At 41.4% G+C, this 20346-nt stretch carries 21 protein-coding genes, 1 other RNA gene and 1 pseudogene; 9 read left to right on the top strand and 14 right to left on the bottom strand.

Annotated elements, in window-relative coordinates; translation table 11 throughout:
- Positions 1-9: 9 nt before the first annotated feature.
- From FR932_RS19185 to rsmI, 5 genes are all read right to left on the bottom strand, one after another.
- Positions 10-1737 (bottom strand): peptidoglycan glycosyltransferase FtsI, encoded by a 1728-nt coding sequence (locus FR932_RS19185; RefSeq protein ID WP_019442617.1) that lies wholly within the window; start codon positions 1735-1737, stop codon positions 10-12.
- Positions 1734-2048 carry a cell division protein FtsL gene (gene ftsL, locus FR932_RS19180; protein ID WP_019442618.1) on the bottom strand — a complete coding sequence of 105 codons (315 nt, stop codon included), beginning with the start codon at positions 2046-2048 and terminating at the stop codon, positions 1734-1736. Before ftsL ends, FR932_RS19185 begins: the two co-directional genes overlap by 4 nt.
- 1 nt (position 2049) lies before the next feature.
- The gene (gene rsmH, locus FR932_RS19175; RefSeq protein ID WP_019442619.1) at positions 2050-2994 is read right to left on the bottom strand and encodes a 16S rRNA (cytosine(1402)-N(4))-methyltransferase RsmH; all 945 of its coding nucleotides are present in this window, start codon (positions 2992-2994) and stop codon (positions 2050-2052) included.
- A 155-nt stretch (positions 2995-3149) separates the two neighbouring features.
- Positions 3150-3525, bottom strand: an RNA gene (rnpB, locus tag FR932_RS19170) — RNase P RNA component class A.
- 43 nt (positions 3526-3568) lie between these two features.
- Positions 3569-4408, bottom strand: a complete 840-nt coding sequence (gene rsmI, locus FR932_RS19165) for a 16S rRNA (cytidine(1402)-2'-O)-methyltransferase (protein ID WP_019442620.1) — start codon at positions 4406-4408, stop codon at positions 3569-3571.
- Positions 4409-4492: 84 nt separating this feature from the next.
- Between rsmI and FR932_RS19160 the strand changes: the two genes are divergently transcribed.
- The 4 genes from FR932_RS19160 to FR932_RS19145 are packed head-to-tail and all read left to right on the top strand — an operon-like array spanning position 4493 to position 7923.
- Positions 4493-6379 (top strand): penicillin-binding protein activator, encoded by a 1887-nt coding sequence (locus FR932_RS19160; RefSeq protein WP_019442621.1) that lies wholly within the window; start codon positions 4493-4495, stop codon positions 6377-6379.
- A complete protein-coding gene (locus FR932_RS19155; RefSeq protein ID WP_026032226.1) occupies positions 6342-6749 on the top strand; it encodes a YraN family protein in 408 nt (135 codons plus the stop codon). Before FR932_RS19160 ends, FR932_RS19155 begins: the two co-directional genes overlap by 38 nt.
- Positions 6750-6760: 11 nt before the next feature.
- Positions 6761-7357: an SIS domain-containing protein gene (locus tag FR932_RS19150; protein ID WP_019442623.1), complete on the top strand. Its 597-nt coding sequence runs from the start codon at positions 6761-6763 to the stop codon at positions 7355-7357.
- A gap of 2 nt (positions 7358-7359) precedes the next feature.
- Positions 7360-7923: a BON domain-containing protein gene (locus FR932_RS19145; protein WP_019442624.1), complete on the top strand. Its 564-nt coding sequence runs from the start codon at positions 7360-7362 to the stop codon at positions 7921-7923.
- 157 nt (positions 7924-8080) lie between these two features.
- Here FR932_RS19145 and sspB read toward each other — a convergent pair whose 3' ends face one another.
- The 9 genes from sspB to zapE form a co-directional block, all read right to left on the bottom strand.
- Positions 8081-8572, bottom strand: coding sequence for a ClpXP protease specificity-enhancing factor (gene sspB, locus FR932_RS19140; RefSeq protein WP_019629002.1), 492 nt, complete (start codon positions 8570-8572; stop codon positions 8081-8083).
- Between the two features lie 3 nt (positions 8573-8575).
- Positions 8576-9211: a stringent starvation protein SspA gene (gene sspA / locus FR932_RS19135; RefSeq protein WP_006032937.1), complete on the bottom strand. Its 636-nt coding sequence runs from the start codon at positions 9209-9211 to the stop codon at positions 8576-8578.
- Positions 9212-9324: 113 nt separating this feature from the next.
- Positions 9325-10125 (bottom strand): cytochrome c1, encoded by an 801-nt coding sequence (locus tag FR932_RS19130; RefSeq protein WP_019442626.1) that lies wholly within the window; start codon positions 10123-10125, stop codon positions 9325-9327.
- Entirely contained in the window at positions 10125-11333 is a 1209-nt protein-coding gene (locus FR932_RS19125) for a cytochrome b (protein ID WP_019442627.1), read from the bottom strand. Before FR932_RS19125 ends, FR932_RS19130 begins: the two co-directional genes overlap by 1 nt.
- The gene (gene petA / locus FR932_RS19120) at positions 11333-11923 is read right to left on the bottom strand and encodes a ubiquinol-cytochrome c reductase iron-sulfur subunit (RefSeq protein ID WP_019442628.1); all 591 of its coding nucleotides are present in this window, start codon (positions 11921-11923) and stop codon (positions 11333-11335) included. The genes FR932_RS19125 and petA overlap by 1 nt, the downstream gene beginning before the upstream one ends.
- Before the next feature lie 381 nt (positions 11924-12304).
- Positions 12305-12697, bottom strand: coding sequence for a 30S ribosomal protein S9 (gene rpsI, locus FR932_RS19115; RefSeq protein WP_019442629.1), 393 nt, complete (start codon positions 12695-12697; stop codon positions 12305-12307).
- A gap of 18 nt (positions 12698-12715) precedes the next feature.
- Positions 12716-13144, bottom strand: a complete 429-nt coding sequence (gene rplM, locus FR932_RS19110) for a 50S ribosomal protein L13 (RefSeq protein ID WP_019442630.1) — start codon at positions 13142-13144, stop codon at positions 12716-12718.
- Positions 13145-13391: 247 nt separating this feature from the next.
- Positions 13392-14324: a type I pantothenate kinase gene (gene coaA, locus FR932_RS19105; protein WP_019442631.1), complete on the bottom strand. Its 933-nt coding sequence runs from the start codon at positions 14322-14324 to the stop codon at positions 13392-13394.
- A 252-nt stretch (positions 14325-14576) separates the two neighbouring features.
- Entirely contained in the window at positions 14577-15689 is a 1113-nt protein-coding gene (zapE, locus tag FR932_RS19100; RefSeq protein WP_026032227.1) for a cell division protein ZapE, read from the bottom strand.
- A gap of 205 nt (positions 15690-15894) precedes the next feature.
- Between zapE and FR932_RS19095 the strand changes: the two genes are divergently transcribed.
- From FR932_RS19095 to FR932_RS19075, 5 genes and pseudogenes are all read left to right on the top strand, one after another.
- On the top strand, positions 15895-16266 hold the full coding sequence (locus FR932_RS19095; RefSeq protein WP_019442633.1) for a Z-ring associated ZapG family protein: 372 nt from the start codon (positions 15895-15897) through the stop codon (positions 16264-16266).
- A 66-nt stretch (positions 16267-16332) separates the two neighbouring features.
- Positions 16333-17694, top strand: coding sequence for a Do family serine endopeptidase (locus FR932_RS19090; protein ID WP_019442634.1), 1362 nt, complete (start codon positions 16333-16335; stop codon positions 17692-17694).
- 98 nt (positions 17695-17792) lie between these two features.
- Entirely contained in the window at positions 17793-18884 is a 1092-nt protein-coding gene (gene degS, locus FR932_RS19085) for an outer membrane-stress sensor serine endopeptidase DegS (RefSeq protein ID WP_019442635.1), read from the top strand.
- Positions 18885-18973: 89 nt separating this feature from the next.
- Positions 18974-19477: a helix-turn-helix domain-containing protein gene (locus FR932_RS19080; protein WP_019443257.1), complete on the top strand. Its 504-nt coding sequence runs from the start codon at positions 18974-18976 to the stop codon at positions 19475-19477.
- Positions 19462-20319 (top strand): annotated as a pseudogene (locus FR932_RS19075) (IS3 family transposase); the annotation flags it as partial. The gene FR932_RS19080 and the pseudogene FR932_RS19075, both read left to right, overlap by 16 nt.
- Positions 20320-20346 lie beyond the last annotated feature (27 nt).

The following is a 20346-nucleotide window of genomic DNA, read 5'->3' as shown; positions in this document are numbered from 1 at the left end:
CTGTAATTTTTAAGAGCTTTTTGCTGTTATCGTTAATGATTGTTTTTCATCTGGGGTTACATTTAACATTTGCAGTGTTCTTTCCATTACTTCAGCAAATACCGGAGCAGCAATCACACCACCGTAATAACGATCACCGCTGGGTGAATCAATCACCACAACTAATGCAAATCGCGGATTAGATACAGGTGCAACACCTGCAAATAAGGCGACATAATCATCACCATAACCGCCTGCAATGGCTTTACGAGAGGTACCGGTTTTACCTGCAACACGATAGCCATCAATGCGAGCTTTATCACCCGTGCCGCCTTTTTCAACCACCCTTTCCATCATGGATAACAAATCTTCTGCGTCTTGCTCAGAAAGAACTCGCTCCGAGAGTGGCATGGTATCTAATTTTCTAATCGTCAGTGGGCGATATAATCCACCAGAACCAATCGTGGCATAAGCATGAGCAAGTTGCAGTGTCGTGGCCTGCATGCCGTAGCCAAATGATAATGTCGCATTTTCAAATTCAGACCAGCGGGTACGGCGAGGCATATAACCACGACTTTCACCATTTAAGATCAAACTGCTGACATTACCAAAACCAAACTGATAATAGGTATCAAGTAAGCGTTGATGGCCGAGTTTCAACGCAATTTTACTCACGCCCATGTTCGATGAGTAACGTAAAATATCAGCCAACGTAATGTCCCCGCGGTTGCGAGTGTCTTGCACTAAACGGCCACCTAAACGCATTCGTCCTGGATTTGTGTCAATTATCGAATCGGCGGCGATAACACCGTTATCCAAACCACTGGCAATAACTAAAGGTTTAATTGTCGAACCAGGCTCATAACTATCTGTAATTGCACGATTCTTTAATTTGTAACTGTCATATTTACTGCGATTATTCGGGTTAAACGACGGGCTATTAACCATCGCGAGTACTTCCCCAGTTTTCACGTCAATCATCACCAACGAACCTGACACAGCACCGTTGTATTTGACCGCTTTTTTCAGGCGCTGGTAAGCTAAAGATTGAATGCGCTGATCAATACTCAGCTGGATATTATTCGCTTGCTCACTCTGTTGAATAACAGAAATATCTTCAATGACATTACCGAGACGATCTTTACGCACAATGCGTTTGCCTTGAGTACCTGTAAGGAAGTCGTTATAAGCCCTTTCCACCCCTTCAATACCTTTATCATCAATATTGGTCATGCCAACTAGCTGCGCACTAACTTCACCCGTAGGATAAAAACGGCGAGATTCTGGAGCAAGGCTCACACCAACCAACTTTAATTCATCAATATACTTGGCGACTGAAGGGCTGATTTGGCGTTTGATATACATAAAACGACCGTTGGAAGCCATAATTTTTGCTTGCAGTTCCGCCAAGTTAAGATCGAGAATTTCTGCGAATGCTTGCCATGCACGTTTTTTATCAAAACTATGTTTGTTTTTAATCGTGCGCGGATCAACATGGATTGCCATGACAGGTACACTAACAGCTAATTCCACACCATGACGGTCGGTAATAATACCGCGTTGAACTTGCTGTGAAGCAACACGAAGCGAGCGCATATCGGCTTGTTTACGCAGGTGTTCTGGATTAATAACTTGGATATAAGCGGTTCGAGCAAGCAGGCAGATAAAAATCAATACCACAGTCGCTACGATTAAACGGTAGCGCCATAAGATAAAGTTTTCTTGCTCTTCATTGGGAGTATTACTACGATTTTTCACTGCTGTGTCACCAATTGCTCTTCAGCTGTACTTGGTCGATACATACCAAGTTTATGTTTTGCAGTGTATTCAATTTTACTGTGCTCTTCCAGCGTACTTTGTTCGAGTAATAAATTACGCCATTCAATGTCAGCAAAGTCTCGCTGACTCAGTAACTGCTCTTTATTATTGGTTTGTAATCGTGTTTCATGCGTTAACATGATCACGGCAAAAGCGGAAATTAAGATGGCAAACAACAAACCAACAACGCCCTTATGTTGGCCGATGTCAGTCATGATGACCTTACCTAAATCCCACTTAATGCCGAACATATTACAACTTCTCTGCCACGCGTAGTACAGAACTACGTGCACGCGGGTTTAACTCTAATTCAGCTTCTGAAGGTTTTAACATTTTACCCACCGCTTTCATCGTCCGGCTTTTATCAATCTCTTCTTGCATGATAGGTAAACCGTATGGCACTTCTTTACCACGGGCTTGTTTACGAATGAATTGTTTAACAAGGCGATCTTCTAATGAATGGAAACTGATCACCGATAAACGGCCACTACCCGGTTTCAAACATTTCAATGCGCCTGCTAATGCACGCTCAATTTCTTCTAATTCGCTGTTGATATAGATACGAATCGCTTGGAACGAACGCGTTGCTGGATGTTTAGTTTCTTTTTTTGATTTAGGTACAACACGACAAATTAAACCCGCTAACTGTGATGTTGTTTCAAATGGCGTACCGTCTCGATCAAATACAATCGCACGCGCAATCTTACGGGCAAACTTTTCTTCGCCGAATACTTTCAATACCCAAACAATATCATCATAGTCTGCTGTCGCTAACCATTTAGCTGCGCTGATACCTGATGTTGGATCCATACGCATATCTAACGGGCCATCACGTAAGAAACTAAAACCACGCGATGCATCATCTAACTGCGGTGAAGACACACCAAGGTCAAGTAATACACCATCAATTTGTTCAGTCAGTTCTTTGTTTTCCATGTATTCAGCAATACCAGAAAACGGGCCGTGAACAATGTCAAAACGTGGGTCTTCTAATTTTAGCGCTTCACCAACCGCAATCGCTTCAGGGTCACGATCGATTGCGATCAAGCGACCATTTTCACCGAGTTGCGATAAAATAAAGCGAGAGTGACCACCGCGACCAAAAGTACCATCAATGTAAATACCATCCGGTTTTATATCGAGTCCAGCGACTGTTTCGTTAAGTAAAACGGATACGTGTGCAAATTCTTGTGTCATGGCGATGAAAGCTCTTAAAAATACTTTAAATAATAGCAGGTGCTAAAAAAGGTTATTGTAGCGTAAAAGGTCTAGTTTGGGGAGCGTAAATATAATGAAGGTAATACGAAGAAAGAAAAACAAGAACCTAACTACACGCTAATGAGTAGAAAGGTTCTTGGAGTTGGTCGATAAGCCGGGTTTTGTCGTGGACAATCATTCCTCTAGGTCTGCAATCACTCACAGACTCAAGCAACCTACCCGCTTTCAGCGTGGGCCACGCCTATAGAAAGCCTATTTGGTCTTGCTCCGGGTGGAGTTTACCCTGCTACGAACTATTACTAGCCGCACGGTGCGCTCTTACCGCACCCTTTCAGCCTTACCTGTGCTTCCGAAAAAGCCATCGGCGGTCTTCTCTCTGCTGCACTTGTCGTAGGCTTGCGCCTCCCAGGCGTTACCTGGCACCCTGCCCTCTGGAGCCCGGACTTTCCTCCCCTCTATAACCTCGATATAAATACCGAGTCATAAAGCAGCGATTGTCTGACCAACTCCAAGGCGGAGGATAATACAAAATCTAAGACAGAAAATCCAGTGATTAATTGAAGTTTTCTAAACCCCATTTATACAAAGCATTCTTTTTGCAGCCGTGAATTTCCGCGGTCAAAGCGGCGGCTTTTTTCAATGGCAATTCTTCATTTAATAATGTAAGTGTATTCAACACCTTAGCTGGAATCTCTAGTCCGGTAGGCTTATAACCAGAAACCAACAACACAATTTCACCACGGCTGCGGTTACTGTCTTCTGCAACCCATGCTGCCAGTTCACCGACAGGCATAGTGGTAATACTTTCAAACGCTTTGGTTATTTCGCGAGCAACGCACACTTCACGTTCTGGCCCCATAATCACCGTTAATGCATCTAAAGTATATTGCAGACGACGCGGAGATTCATAGAAGATCATAGTACGAGTTTCTTCTTTCAACTCTGTGATCTTGTCATTGCGAGCTTTTTCTTTCGAGGGTAAAAAACCTTCAAACGAGAAACGGTCAGACGGTAAACCAGAGCCACTCATCGCAGTAACAGCGGCACAGGCACCCGGTAGTGGTACGACATTAACGCCATTAGCACGGCAGGTATTAACCAAGTGATAACCAGGATCACTAATTAAAGGTGTTCCAGCATCAGAAACAAGCGCAATGCTCATGCCTGATTGTAATTTTGATACTAGGTATTCCGCTTTTTGCTGCTCATTATGATCATGCAATGCAAATGTTTTAGTCTTAATTTGATAATGGCTTAACAGTTTACCAGTATGACGGGTATCCTCTGCGGCAATCAAATCAACACTTCTTAATATCTCTAAACCACGCTCAGTGATATCAGAAAGATTGCCAATCGGGGTTGGAACGATAAATAAAGTTGCTTGTTCAGACATTTCATTCTCATGGGTAGTTTTTTGTTAAGCGATGATGCTTTAGTATAGGGGTATTATAAATCTCTTTTGCAGGATAATACACCAATGGAATCTAAGCACAGCTATTCCCGCTTGATTATGTTTTTAAGCTTGAGTTTACTGCTCAGCGCGTGTTCAAGTACCACAACATCTGAAAAAGCAACATCGAAACCACAACCAATCGTTGCACCAGACGTACTGACACAAATTGATCAGCCTGCACAATACTACATTGATAAGATCGCATTAGCGAATAAACCACAAGCAATCTCGTGGCAGTTATTAGCTGCTCGGGCATTGATTGCCGAAGGCCACACCCAGCCAGCACTAGACATACTCATGTCTGTAGAGCGTAACCCGCTATCAACAAAGCAATTATTTGAAGTTGCACTAGTCAAATCAGAAGCCTATTTGTTAGAAAAGCGTTATCAGCAGGCGGCTGGCGTGCTGAACTTTAGTTCAACACTCGACACCAATGAGCAAGCTCACTGGCAACGTTTCTATTTATTAAACGCCACGATTGCAGAACTCCTCAACAATAATGCCAAAGCCGTTGAATATCGCGTTGCGTTAAGTGACTTTCTCGATAGCGAATTACACAGCAGTAATAATAATCACTTATGGGAATCAGCCTCGGTAATACCAAACGCAGAACTTGAGCTATTAATATTACGCTTTAAAACTGAAAACCCAACGTTGGCGGGCTGGTATCAACTTGCGGCTATCGGACAACAATATCGCACAGACCCGAAACGGTTAATCGAGAGCTTACAAACCTGGAAGCATGACTATCCTCAACATCCAGCCTTAACAGGATTTCCCATTGAACTCGTTAAAGCAATGGCAACAACGCCTTACACGCCAAGCCAAATTGCGGTACTTGCCCCTTTAACCGGTAAGCAATCTGTCGCAGGTAAAGCTATCCGTGATGGTATGCTAAGTGCTTACTACCAAGATACAGCCGCAGGTAGTGAGCATAATGATATCGCATTACGCTTTTACGATACCGCAGCAACGAGCGCCGATACGCTTTACTTACAAGCGATAGAAGACGGTGCCGATTTTGTTATTGGGCCGTTATTAAAATCGAATTTAAGTAAAGTACTACCCCTTGTTAAAGACGTACCCTTAATATCTCTGAATAAATTAGCAAATGCACCTGCAGCAGATAATATCTATTATTTCTCATTAAGTTCTAATGATGAAGCCATTGCAGCTGCGAAGAAAATGCAACGAGATGGCATCAAACAACCGCTTGTCCTAGCACCGAATAACCGTACTGGTAATCGTTTATCCGCAGCATTTACGCAGCAATGGGCCTTACTCACTCAAGGAACCAGCGAGACTTACAAATATAAAAGCCGTAGTGATATGCAAAATACCGTTACCTCGTTATTTTCCGTCACTTCAAGTAACCAACGTATTAACTTAATGAAAAATCTCGTTGGTACGGATATAAAGTCAACAACTCGTAGCCGTCGTGATATAGATGCCATTTACATTATTGCGACACCTTCAGAAGCGATGTTAGCAATTCCTTACATTATCACGACGCAGAATCCATACGCACCACAAGTTGCTGTATATGCAAGCTCACGTACCCATGGTAACAACCTTTCTAAAAGTCAAAGTCGTGATCTTAATGGCCTCATCTTCAGTGATATGCCTTGGTTGTTGAATCCAGATCGCGAACTAAAACAACAAACTTTGGCACTGTGGCCAAATATGTCGAAAATCCAACAAAATCTTTTTGCGATGGGCTACGATTCATTTAAATTAATCCCCAATCTGCTTCAGCTACGTAATTTCCCTAATTTACGCTTAGCCGGTCAGACGGGTATTCTCTATATCAATGATGATGGCATTATTGAGCGCGAGTTTAGCTGGGCGAAATACCGTTCAGGTAAGATAAAGCTTGAGGAAACGAATCCTGAAACAAAACCAGCCCCGTAAGCGAGGGGAATATTTTGAAGGCATAGCTGCCGACTTTTTACAGCGCCAAGGGTTAATTATCTTGGCGCGTAACTTTGCTTGTCGCCAGGGTGAAATAGATCTGATTTGCCAGCACGGTGCAAGCTGTGACATAAAATCCTCGACAACATTACCGACCTTGGTATTTGTCGAGGTAAAATACCGTCAATACACCCATTACGGCGGTGCAATTTCTGCAATTCCGTTCGCGAAACAACGAAAATTGCGTTATACAGCGCAATATTATATGGTGCGCCACGGAATAAATGAAAACTATACCCCTTGCCGTTTCGATGTGATCGCCATTGAAGGTTCCAGTGATAATATTCAATGGATAACCAATGCTTTTTAGAGTAGATACCCATGTTAGAGCTAATTAAAGAAAATTTTACTGAAAGTATTCAAACCAAGATTGCCGCAGCAGAGGCGTTACCAGAATACATTCAAAATTCAGCCATGATGATGGCACAATGTTTATTAAACGGTAACAAGATCTTAATTTGTGGTAATGGCGCATCAGCGAGCTTGGCACAAAATTTCTCGGCATCGTTGTTAAATCGCTACGAAACCGAACGCCCAAGCCTCCCTGCACTAGCACTGACACCAGACTGTACTTTGATGACAGCCATCGGTACCGATACCAGTTTCGATATGGTTTATTCAAAGCAAGTAAGAGCATTAGGTAATGATGGTGATATCTTGGTGGTTATCTCTGCAGGTGGCCACAGCCGGAATGTCATTACGGCCATTGAAGCTGCATTGACACGCAATATGACTATCGTCGCACTAACGGGTAAAGACGGTGGCGAGATATCTGGATTATTAGGCCCACACGATGCAGAGATACGAGTGCCATCACGCCGAGAGCCAAGAATACAAGAAGTACACGCACTGATCATTAATTGCCTGTGCGACCTTATCGATCAGACATTATTCCCACAGCAAGGTCACGAGGAATAGCTATGCAAGAAATAACGATGCGATTAACGAATACATTAAAATCTTGGTTAGCGATTGGTATCATAGTGTCTAGCCTTGCCACACTACAAGGTTGTAGCAGTGACGGTAGTTTTAGCCAATTAATAGATGATGAAACGATTACCCTCGACATCACCGCAGGGCTCAATGACAGTGATAAACAGTTATTACTCAACAATAACCTGCATATACTGACAAATGGCAGAAAGGTCTTATTATCGGGTCAGGTAAGAACAGCCGATGAGCGCACTAAAATCGTCAACATTGCCGCAAAAACAGCGTCAGTAGAACAAGTCTATAATCAGATCCGTTTAGGGCCACCTATTACATTTGAACGTGCAAGTAAAGACTCATGGTTAACCACGAAAGTAAAAACTAGTATTATCAATTTAAAAGGTATTGAGCCATTGAAAGTGAAAGTCATTACTGAAAATGCCGAAGTGTTTTTAATAGGCAAAGTAACTCAAGACGAAGGCGATAGACTCGCTGAAGCAGCACGTTATGTGGTTGGGGTTGATAAAGTCATTAAAGTATTCGAATATCGTTAATTATTGTCTGCATCCATAAATGAGCAGTCATCATAAAATAACATTTAGACTAAAAATAATTACAAAAAATAAAATATAAAGAATAAAAAAATGCAGTACTGAATTATGTCCGTCGACACATCCAAGTACTGCATATCTTTGCTAATTAAGTATTATGTTACTTAATGACCCGTAAAGCGGGTTTACCTTTCGCCGGTTTTGGACGTTCTGTTGCTTCACTCTTGCTTTCAGAGCTTGCCGCAGGCGCACTAACTAACGCAGGTGTGCTTTTCTCTTCACTAGGCTCAACAGCCGCTTCAGCGCTCTCTTGCTCAGCTTGATCTATATAAGCTTGTTCAGGTTCAAACATGCTACCTGCGCCGTTCTCACGAGCGTAAATAGCTGTAATCGCCGCGATTGGCACATAAACATCAAACGGTACGCCACCGAAGCGAGCGTTAAAACTCAATGCAGTATTGTTTAACTCAAAAGCAACCACAGCACTTGGTGCAATGTTCAATACGATCTGACCATCTTGAACAAACTGTTGTGGCACGTAAACACCAGCAATATGCGCATCAACAACAATATGCGGTGTTAAGTCATTATCAAGCAACCACTCATAGTGACTACGTAATAAATAGGGACGAATTGGGGTCATTTTATCCATAAATTACATTAACATTCTCATTTCGCGTTCTTGTTCAGTTAAAGATGCTTGGAATGATTCACGATCGAACACTCGTAGCATGTAGTTCTTTAACTCACTTGCAGCTTGGCCAGGGAGGTCAATACCTAGTTCTGGTAAACGCCATAATAACGGTGCCATGTAGCAGTCTACTAAGCTGAACTCTTCACTCATGAAGTATGGGTATTCAGCAAAAATTGGGCTGATACTCATTAATGCTTCTTGCAGTTGCTTACGCGCTACAGCAGCTTCTTCAACAGAGCCTTTCATGATCTTAGTTACTAATGAATACCAATCATTTTCGATACGGTGCATCATTAGACGGCTACTACCACGAGAAACTGGGTAAACCGGCATCAATGGTGGATGCGGGAAACGCTCATCCAGATATTCCATAATGATACGCGAGTTATATAATGTTAATTCACGATCGATTAATGTCGGTACTGTTTGGTAAGGGTTTAAATCGATTAAATCTTCAGGCAGATTGTTACGATCTACCTGGTGAATATCAACACTTACGCCTTTTTCAGCTAGAACGATTCGAACTTGATGACTATATAGATCAGTCGGCTCCGAATACAACACCATAACTGAACGTTTATTTGCAGCTAATGCCATGCCACCTCCAATAAATTGTAAACACAAACGCCAATGATAGCCTAAACTAGCATTGGCGGTACGTAATTCTTTTACCAGCAACTTTTACAAGTAATGCGGCAACATCTTAGTGATTAGTGGATATCACGCCAGTATTCACGGTTCAAGAACCAACAAAATACAAGTAAAATAAGTAAAAATCCAATAACCCAGAAGCCCATTTCTTGACGTTCGAGTTGATTTGGCTCTGCTGAGTAAACTAAGAAGTTCACTAAGTCTAACATAGCTTCATCAAACTCTTCTGCTGATAACTCACCGTTTCCATCGGGGCTTAGGTAGCTAGTCAGAATTTCACCTGTTGCAACACCGTTGGCATCAACAACTGCGGTTTCTTTAACAATTCTAGCACCTTCCGGTAAATCTAGCTCTTCTTCGTTATGTTTTATTTCTAAAAGACGTGCTGTACCCTGCAATTCTTCAAGTACATGGGGCATACCTACACTTGGGAATACCACATTATTCACGCCAAATGGGCGTGTTTCGTCAATATAGAAAGAACGCAGATAAGTATAAACCCAATCTGGACCACGAAGACGTGCTTCTAACGATAGGTCTGGAGGCGTAGCACCGAACCATTTAGCACCACTTTCAGCTGGCATCGCCGTTTTCATTAACGAACCAACTTTAACACCAGTAAATACCAAGTTTTCAGACATGGCTGAACGATCGATACCCAGATCGTCAGCAACACGTGAATAACGCTGATATTGTGTCGAGTGACAAGTAGAACAATAATTCATGAAGATTTTAGCACCGTTTTGCAGTGATGCTTTGTCTCTTAAATCATAGTTAGCGTCGTCTAAGTGAGCGCCACCGCCAGCTGCAAACGCAGCCACAGGCAACAGGGTAAGTAACGCGATAAATAATTTTTTCATTACATTGTCACCCTTTTTGGTAATGGTTTAGTGGTTTCGTTCTTACTGTATAACCACAGTAGTCCGAAGTAGCCAAAGTAACCTAGCGTTGTAATTTGCGACAAGATCGTACGACCAGGTGTTGGCGCTAATGTACCTAATACACCTAAGATTATGAAACAAATAACAAATTGCGTTAGGTTTAGTTTGTGCCAAACACTACGGTAGCGAATTGATTTCACTTTACCGCGATCTAACCAAGGCACTAAGAATAACATTACAATCGCAAGTCCCATCATGATCACGCCACCAAGTTTATCAGGTACCGCACGTAGGATTGCGTAGAATGGTGTAAAGTACCAAACTGGTGCAATGTGATCTGGTGTTTTCAGTGGATTAGCGGCTTCAAAGTTTGGCGCTTCCAAGAAATAACCGCCACCTTCAGGCATGAAGAAGATCACAATACTACATAAGATCATCATCACAACTACTGCGACAGTATCATGTACTGTGTAGTAAGGGTGGAATGGAATACCATCTTTCGGCCAACCATTTTCATCTTTATCTTCTTTGATTTCAATACCGTCTGGGTTATTCGAACCAACGTGATGCAGCGCCACGATATGTAAGAACACGAGTACAACAAGTACTAATGGCACAGCAATTACATGCAGTGCAAAGAAACGGTTTAGTGTTGCACCAGAGATTACGTAATCACCACGGATCCAAAGTGTTAAGTCATCACCAATTACTGGAATTGCACCAAATAATGAGATAATAACCTGTGCACCCCAGAATGACATTTGACCCCATGGTAGTAAGTAACCCATGAAAGCTTCAGCCATTAGCGCTAAGAAGATTAAGCAACCAAAGATCCACAATAATTCACGTGGTTTCTGGTATGAACCATACATCAAGCCACGGAACATGTGCAGATAGACAACTACAAAGAATGCTGACGCACCTGTAGAGTGCATATAACGTAGCAACCAACCAAATTCAACATCACGCATGATGTATTCGATTGATGCAAATGCACCTTCACCCGATGGGTTGTAGTTCATTGTTAACCAGATACCCGTAAGGATTTGGTTAACAAAGATTATTGTTGCTAAAATGCCAAAATAGTACCAGAAGTTAAAGTTCTTCGGTGCTGGATATTGGCCAGCATGTTTATTCCACGTATCCGTCATCGGGATACGTTCATCAATCCATTTGACTAATGACATTAGGCAGCTCCCTTATCTACACCAATAAGAATAGTAGTATCATCAACATAATAATGTGGCGGTACAACAAGATTCAACGGCGCAGGTACACTTTGGAATACACGACCAGCCATATCAAATTTAGAACCATGACATGGGCAGAAGAAACCAGAAGAAACACCTTCGACTTGCTCGCCAAAGCTATCAGGCAGGTAAGTTGGAGAGCACCCTAAGTGAGTACAAATACCAACTGCAACAAATAGGTCCGATTTAATCGAGCGATATTTGTTTTGTGCGTAACTTGGTTGTTGTTCTTGTTCTGATGCTGGATCGCGTAACGAACCATCATGCTGTTCAAGTTCGTTTAGTACGCTTTCTGTACGAGATACAACCCATACAGGTTTGCCTCGCCATTCAACTCGAATTAACTGACCAGGTTCAATTTTACTAATATCAACTTCAACCGGAGCGCCAGCTGCTTTAGCTTTAGCACTCGGGTTCCAAGATTTGATAAAAGGTACGGCTGCGCCGACAGCTCCAACACCACCCACTACACAAGTAGCAGCAGTTAAAAAGCGACGACGACCAGAATCAACAGGCGCATTGCTCATCCAATTATTCTCCCATTCGGACTCAGCGCAAATTATTTTTATTATCTTGCAGTGAATACCATTTCAAAAAAGATAACTTTTTATTAGCTAAAAAAGTTACATAAATGCCGTTGAATTTTAATTAATTGGTTACATTTTTACAAGGACAATGAGACATTAATCATGGATTTTCAGTGATTAAGTTAATATCTGTCGCTTATGACCCAGTAAATAGAGCAAGACACTCTGTTTCTGTGTTAACAACAACCACGCCTGTAAAAAACAACATCTTATTTAACAAAGTCGTAACTGTGTCAATTAAATAAAACCCAAAAAAAAGACAAAAAAAAGCCTGGCATATGCCAGGCTTTCGTCGCAATAAAGCGCACCACAAAAAACGAATTAACGTTTTGAGAACTGTGGACGTTTACGTGCTTTTCTAAGACCAACTTTCTTACGTTCAACTTGACGAGCATCACGAGTAACAAAACCAGCTGCACGTAGAGTAGGACGTAAAGTTTCGTCATATTCCATTAGTGCGCGAGTGATACCGTGACGGATTGCGCCAGCTTGACCAGTAGTACCACCACCAGAAACAGTGATGTTTAGGTCGAATTTGTCTTGTAGTTCAACTAATTCTAGTGCTTGACGAACAACCATACGAGCCGTATCACGACCAAAATAAACGTCTAAAGAACGTTTGTTGATTGTTAGTTGACCAGTACCAGCTTTCATGAATACACGAGCTGTTGAACTTTTACGACGACCAGTGCCGTAGTATTGATTTTCTGCCATTTGCTTAAATTCCGTAAATTAGATGTCTAGAACTTGTGGTTGTTGAGCAGCATGATTATGCTCAGGACCTGCGTATACTTTCATCTTACGGAACATTGCACGGCCTAGAGGACCTTTTGGCAACATACCTTTAACTGCAGATTCGATAACACGCTCTGGCGCTTTATCAATTAGCTTTTCGAAGCTGATTGATTTAATTCCACCAATGAAACCTGTGTGCGAGTGGTAAATTTTACCTTTCGCTTTATTACCAGTTACAGTAATTTTTTCACAGTTTACAACGATGATGTAATCACCAGTGTCAGCATGAGGAGTGTACTCAGGCTTATGCTTACCACGTAAGCGAGAAGCGATTTCAGTCGCAAGACGGCCTAAAGTTTTACCTTCAGCGTCAACAACGTACCAGTCACGAGTGATCGTGCTTGGTGTAGCAACAAAAGTTTTCATTTATATTGAACCCAATAAAATTTGTTTAAACTATCATATATACTTGTCTATATATGAACTATATACCTTGCTTATCCCTTCGAATAAGTACATGGCGTCATTAGGACAAGGAACCACCACAGCACCTTGTTCGTGGGCAGCACGCATTATAAAGAGAAATGAGCGAAATTTCACCTATATTTTGCAAAAAATAAGATAAATCTCAAAAAACATTCGTATAGTACCAAAAAGTCGACTGTAATTAAGGCTATTTCCGCAATTTAACTTGATGTACTTGATGATTTAAGTCTTTAGTCAGAATAAGGTTAGCACGTTCTCGAGTGGGTAAAATGTTTTCCACTAAATTTTTACCGTTAATTGTTCGCCAAATATTCAATGCTACATTTTTTGCTTCCTGTTCATCTAATTTAGCATAGTGGTGGAAGTACGAACTCGAATCAGTAAAGGCGCTTTCACGTAGTTGTAAGAAGCGCTGAACATACCAATTTTCTAAGTTTGCAGTATCGGCATCAACATAAATAGAGAAATCAACAAAATCGGATACAAAGACACGATGGGGGTCATTCGGATATTCAAGTCCAGACTGCAGTACATTTAAGCCTTCAAGGATAACGATGTCCGGTTGTTCAACAACCACTTCTTTATCCGGTTCAATATCATAAGAGAAATGGGAATAGACAGGCGCGGTAACACGGGCGTTGCCTGATTTAATGTCAGCAACAAACTTAACCAATGCATTTATATCATAACTTTCAGGAAAGCCTTTGCGCTTCATCAGATCATGTTCTTTTAGATGTGCATTAGGGTAAAGGAAACCATCGGTCGTAATTAAAGCGACCTTGGGGTGCTCGCTCCAGCATTGCAGTAACGCTTGTAAAATTCTAGCGGTGGTACTTTTACCGACCGCGACACTACCAGCCAGACTGATAATATAAGGTACTTTACCCACTTTACGGCCTAAGAACTGATCGCGCACAAAACGACGTTGAATACGATTAGTGACATATAAATTAAGCAGACGTGATAATGGCAGGTAAATGTCACACACTTCTTCAATCGAAACGCGCTCATTAATACCTTGTAACTGCTTTAGTTCGAGTGCCGATAATGTCAGTGGTACTGACTCACGTAATTCAGCCCAATATTCCCTGTCGAACACTTGATATGGTGAGTAATTCATTAAACTAAAAGCCTATTTAACGCCCTAATAATCACTTACTTCGCGTATTTAGAAGTAAGCCTTTGCATTGAACTTAATGACCTAATAACACTATATACGTCACCTTGTCGGTTCATGTCCGCCGAAACAATAGCCTATATACTGACAGTAACTCAATAAATAAATACGTTAATTAGTGTATTTATTTAAATAATGCGCACAAAAACTACCTACTTGGTGCTAAAGACCGCGATGTTTGTCTTTAACTGCACGTTAAGGTAGGTGTTCACGGCCTAGATATTCGTGTGATTGCATTTCTTGTAAGCGTGATAAACAGCGGCGAAATTCAAACTCTAATAAGCCAGTAGTATAGAGCGCTGACATTTCGAGTTCAGCCGACATGATTAAAGTAACGTTACGTTCATAAAATTCATCCACCATGGCAATAAAGCGGCGTGCGATATCACCCGTTAACGGTCCCATCTGTTTTACATTTGCCAACAACACAGTGTGGTAGATACGCGATATTTCCATATAATCAACTTGACTACGCGGGCCGCCACATAATTCATCAAAATCAATCATCAACACACTATCGGCTTCTGCAAGTGTGGATATTTGACGATTTTCAATGTCGATTGGCTGATTGTAGTTGCGGGGTTCACAAGACAACTGTTGGAAATATTGGTCCAAATTCTGCTGCGCTGCACTGTCGAGTGGGAAATGATAGATCTCCGCTTGCTCCAATGTACGTAAGCGGTAATCCACCCCACTGTCGACATTAATAATATCGCAATTTTGATTTATTAAATGGATCGCAGGTAAAAAACGTGCACGTTGCAAACCATTACGATAAAGCTCATCGGGAATAATATTTGATGTCGCGACAAGAATAACCTGATGCGCGAATAATTCTTCAAACAAAGTGCCTAAAATCATCGCATCGGTAATATCTGATACAAAAAACTCATCAAAACAAATAACGCGCGTTTCATCGGCTAATTTTTTAGCAATAATTTTGAGTGGATCTTTTTGCTGCGTTAAGCCTTTTAGCTCTTGATGCACCCGATGCATAAAGCGGTGAAAGTGAATGCGGGTTTTATTTTCAAATGGCAGGCAATCGTAGAAAGTATCAACTAAATAGGTCTTACCTCTTCCCACGCCACCCCAAAAGTAAATGCCCCTAACAGGATTACTCACTATCGGTGCCGGCTTTGCTGCAAACGCTTTCAATTTACTCAATAAGCTACGCTTAGCGGGTAATTCTGGCACGGCCAACAATTCATCAAACAGGCGTTGTAATGCCATTACAGCATTCTCTTGTGCTGCATCAAACATAAAATCAGGACGCTTTAAATCCTGTTGATATTTCTCTATTGGGCTCATTTTTATTGCTAATCCTTTACTGTTTTTAACGCTTTGTTCACAACGCATTAATAATAATCAATGCTACCATGTTGTATTCTTTTGAAATACACTATTTTAAAACTAAGCTGGTTATATTAAAGTATTAAAATAAGCGTCCAATACTTAGATTTAGTAGAATAAAATTAACTGAGTAGAATACAAATTTCCATTTAACGAGGTGTATATGCCCTACATTGAAATACTAATTAGTCTGGTTATCGGTATTGTTATCGGTTTTGCTATCGCGAAAGTAAGCAACACAAAAGATCAAACAGGAAAATTTAAGGGTAAGTTATTAGCGAAAGAAGCTGAGATCGAACAATACAAGCATGATGTTAACGAGCACTTCAACAGCACTGAAGCATTATTAATGAAATTATCAGATAGCTACGTAGAAATGCAGCAGCACTTAGCGAGCAATGCCAAGCATTTATTAGATAATGTGGCCGTCAAAGATATTCCTTTTCAGGCTAAAGAAGTCATTGACCCAACAGAGCCCGTTGAAGGCCAACCAAAAGATTACTCAAGCAGCAGCTCAGGCTTATTAAACAAATAACTTGAACTTTTATCTTTGAGCTATACCTAACTGTTATGCTTATAATTTAAAAAGGCTTAAATTGTTATGGTATCGAAGTTACATTGTAAAACCCTTATTGCTTTGACACTAAGTGCCGCAATGGGATTAACAAGTCTATCTGCAACAGCTGCACACCCCTTTGCTGTTGCAGGTCAGCCACTGCCAAGTCTTGCGCCTATCTTGGAGCAAGTAACACCCGCTGTCGTCAACATCTCAGTCTCAGGGACAAAAGTATCTCAACAACAGATCCCTGAAGCATTCCGCTATTTCTTTGGCCCTAATGGTCCAGGTTCTCAACAGCAAGCGCAACCATTTCAAGGGCTCGGTTCTGGCGTCATCATTGACGCAGAAAAAGGCTACATCCTGACCAATAATCACGTCATTGCAGATGCCGATAAGATCCAAGTCATGCTCAAAGATGGTCACGAGTATGAAGCTAAGCTTATCGGGGCTGATAAAGGCAGTGATATCGCCTTATTACAAGTTAAAGCAAAAAATTTAGTGGCGATTAAATTCGCTGATTCGGATAAATTACGCGTTGGTGATTTCACGATCGCAATTGGTAACCCATTTGGTTTAGGCCAAACCGTCACCTCGGGTATTGTCAGCGCCTTAGGCCGCACAGGATTACAATTAGAAAACCTCGAAAACTTCATTCAAACCGATGCCGCGATTAATAGTGGCAACTCTGGCGGCGCGTTAGTTGACTTACGTGGGGAGTTAATCGGTATTAATACAGCTATATTAGGCCCTAATGGCGGCAACGTGGGGATTGGTTTTGCCATTCCTGCCAATATGGCAAATAACCTAGTACAGCAAATTATTGAACATGGTGAAGTTCGCCGAGGCTTATTAGGTGTCGCAGGACAAGAATTAACCGCTGACCTTGCCAAAGCATTTGATATTGATGTGCAATACGGGGCTTTCATTAATCAGGTCACTCCAGATTCAGCCGCCGCAGAAGCGGGATTAGTCGCAGGTGATATCATTGTCAGCGTCAATAATAATAAAATACGTAGCTTCAGTGAACTAAGAGCACGCATTGGTACTTTGGGGCCAAATAAAAAAGTCAGTCTCGGCATCGTCAGGGAAGGCAAGCCAATAACGGTTAACGCCATACTCAAACCTGCGGATAATCAACTTGCCAATGCCAGCAGCTTACACCCAAGTCTTGAAGGCGCAACATTAGTGAACGCTGGAAACAATAAAGGTGTCATGGTTTCTAACGTACATGAGCGCTCAATCGCTGCGGCGTCAGGATTGCAACAAGACGACATTATAATTGGCGTGAATAAAGACAAAGTTAAAAACCTCGCCCAATTACGTAAATTACTGACCGAAGATAAAACCACTCTGGCACTTAATATTCAACGTGGTGAACAACACTTGTTCTTGGTATTACGCTAAGCCTTACATCACTTTGCATGTTATTTCTTACATTATCCTAGAAAGAGATGCTATCCTCTACGTTGCTATTTTTTAATGCGTAACGTAGGGATATTTCAGTGCAAAATTTGTGGTCATATGTTTCGAAAAGTATCTTCCTCGGTATTGCGGTCGCCGCCGTACTCTTGTTAGCGTTACCACAATTACAGAGTAAGCAAGGTTTAGCACTCAGCCAGCCATTTTCATTAGGCCTTAATGAACAAATGAGCTTTTCTGCTGCGGTAAAGCGTGCTGCACCTTCTGTTGTGAATATCTATACTCGCACCTACCAAAAATCAACGATTAACAGTAAAGCGACATTACGCCCGCAAAGTCTCGGCTCTGGTGTGATCATGAATAAAAAAGGCTATTTACTCACAAATTATCACGTTATTGCTGATGCAGACCAAATTATTGTCGCACTACAAGATGGTCGATTCTTCACTGCTGAGTTAATTGGTTTTGACCGCTATACCGACCTCGCAGTACTCAACATAGATGCTAAGAATCTACCGAGCATTCCACAAAGTAAACACGAGCAAACCAACATTGGTGACGTCGTACTTGCCATTGGTAACCCATACAATTTAGGCCAAACCATTACGCAAGGCATTATCAGTGCTCGGGGCCGTATCGGTATGAGTACCACTGGCCATCAAAACTTCTTACAAACTGATGCAGCAATTAATGAAGGTAACTCCGGCGGTGCTCTGGTGAATAGCTTAGGTGAACTAGTCGGTATCAATACAGCTTCCTTTCAGGTTGCAAAGAATGTTGAAACAATGGGTATTAGCTTTGCAATCCCCTATCCACTAGCCGTTAAAATCATGGATGCCTTGATTGCAAATGGTCGCGTCATACGTGGCTACTTAGGTATAGAAGGGACGTCGATCAATACAGTGATGGCTAAATTACTCGGATTAAAAGACAATCAGGGCATAGTCGTGCAGAATACTGCGCCAGATTCTCCAGCTGAAAAAGCCGGTCTTATCTCTGGTGATGTGGTCATCAAATTTAATGGTGCCGAGGTTGATAATGTAATTTGGTTAATGGATTCGGTTGCCGAGCAGCGTCCTGGTGCAAAAATTAACTTAACCGTTATACGTGAGGGTAAGCAGTTCGATATATCGGTAACCCTAGGTGAATTGCAGGCTCTACAACCTCAGCAATAAACCAATAATAAATATTCGATATAAAAAAAGGCGCATATCTGAACTGACCCCCAATAGTTGGACAACCAATTATTAGGGGTCTTTTTTTTATGTCAAAATATAGCCGTGAGTTTAAACTTATCACTGCACAACAGTGTCTAGATGGTAAGTCATCTAGAATATTAGCGAATGAACTATCAATACCCTCTCAGTTAATTCGATATTGGACTCAAGTCTTTGCAATTCATGGCACAGATGCATTCCTGCCAAATTTGCATGCCAGCAATGCAAAAACAAAGCTACAAGCATTAAAATTAATGTGGACAAATGAATGGTCTCTCAATCACACTAGTGCCATATTAAATCAGTCTTCTCCCGGTACGCTCTCTGTATGGTTAAAAAAATATAACGAGTTTGGCTTAAGAGGGCTTGAACGCTCCTCAATAAGTAGGCTTAAAATGAAACAATCTAATACGACCACAAAACCAGATAGTGAAATGACAACAGAAGAGCTGAAAGAAGAGCTTGCTTATCTACGAGCAGAGAATGCTGTGTTAAAAAAGTTGGAAGAGCTAGAGCAGGCAAAGCGCCGACAAACAAAGAAAAAACGGTAACGGTTTTAGCTCTCAAAAATAAACATGCTCTAAAGCACCTTCTTCAAGCCATTCAGTTGGCTAAAAGTGTGTTCTATTATCAAGTAAAAGTAAGTGAAAAACCGAATGTTTATGAGCGTGAGTTAGCGCTTATCAAAGAAATTTATCATGAACATAAAGGTCGCTACGGCTATCGCAGAATTCATTTAACACTGAAAAGGCAAGGCTTTATGCTAAACCATAAAACGGTGCAAAGACTGATGGCTCAATTAAATCTAAAATCGACAGTAAGACCTAAAAAATACAGTTCTTATAAGGGCGGAGCTGGAAAAACGGCACCTAATGTACTTGAACGAAACTTTAATGCTACTAAGCCAAATGAAAAGTGGGCAACCGATGTCACTGAATTTAAGGTTAGGGACCAGAGAGTTTATTTATCACCAGTTATAGATCTATTTACCAAAGAGGTTGTCGCTTATAAGATAGCTAAAGATGCCCGTTTGCCACTGGTTACTGATATGTTAAGAGATGCTATCAATAATTTAGATGAGCATTCAAAGCCAATAGTACATAGCGATCAGGGATGGCAATATCGCCATAGGGGATATCAAAAACAACTAGCTGCGCATGGACTGACGCAAAGCATGTCGAGAAAAGGGAACTGCTTAGATAACGCGGTGGCAGAAAACTTTTTTGGCTTATTAAAAACAGAAATGTATCATAGGCAGAAATTCAAAGATGCCGATGAATTGATAGAAAAGCTTGATGAATACATCGAGTATTACAACACGAAACGGATTAAGGTCAAATTAAAAGGCCTGACTCCGATAGAATATCGAAACCAGGCCTTACAAGCCGCTTAACTAAAATGTCCAACTTAATGGGGTCAC

This window comes from Moritella marina ATCC 15381 (assembly GCF_008931805.1).
In the GTDB taxonomy this organism is placed as follows: Bacteria; Pseudomonadota; Gammaproteobacteria; order Enterobacterales; family Moritellaceae; genus Moritella; species Moritella marina.
This window is presented reverse-complemented; position numbering and strand designations above follow the sequence as displayed.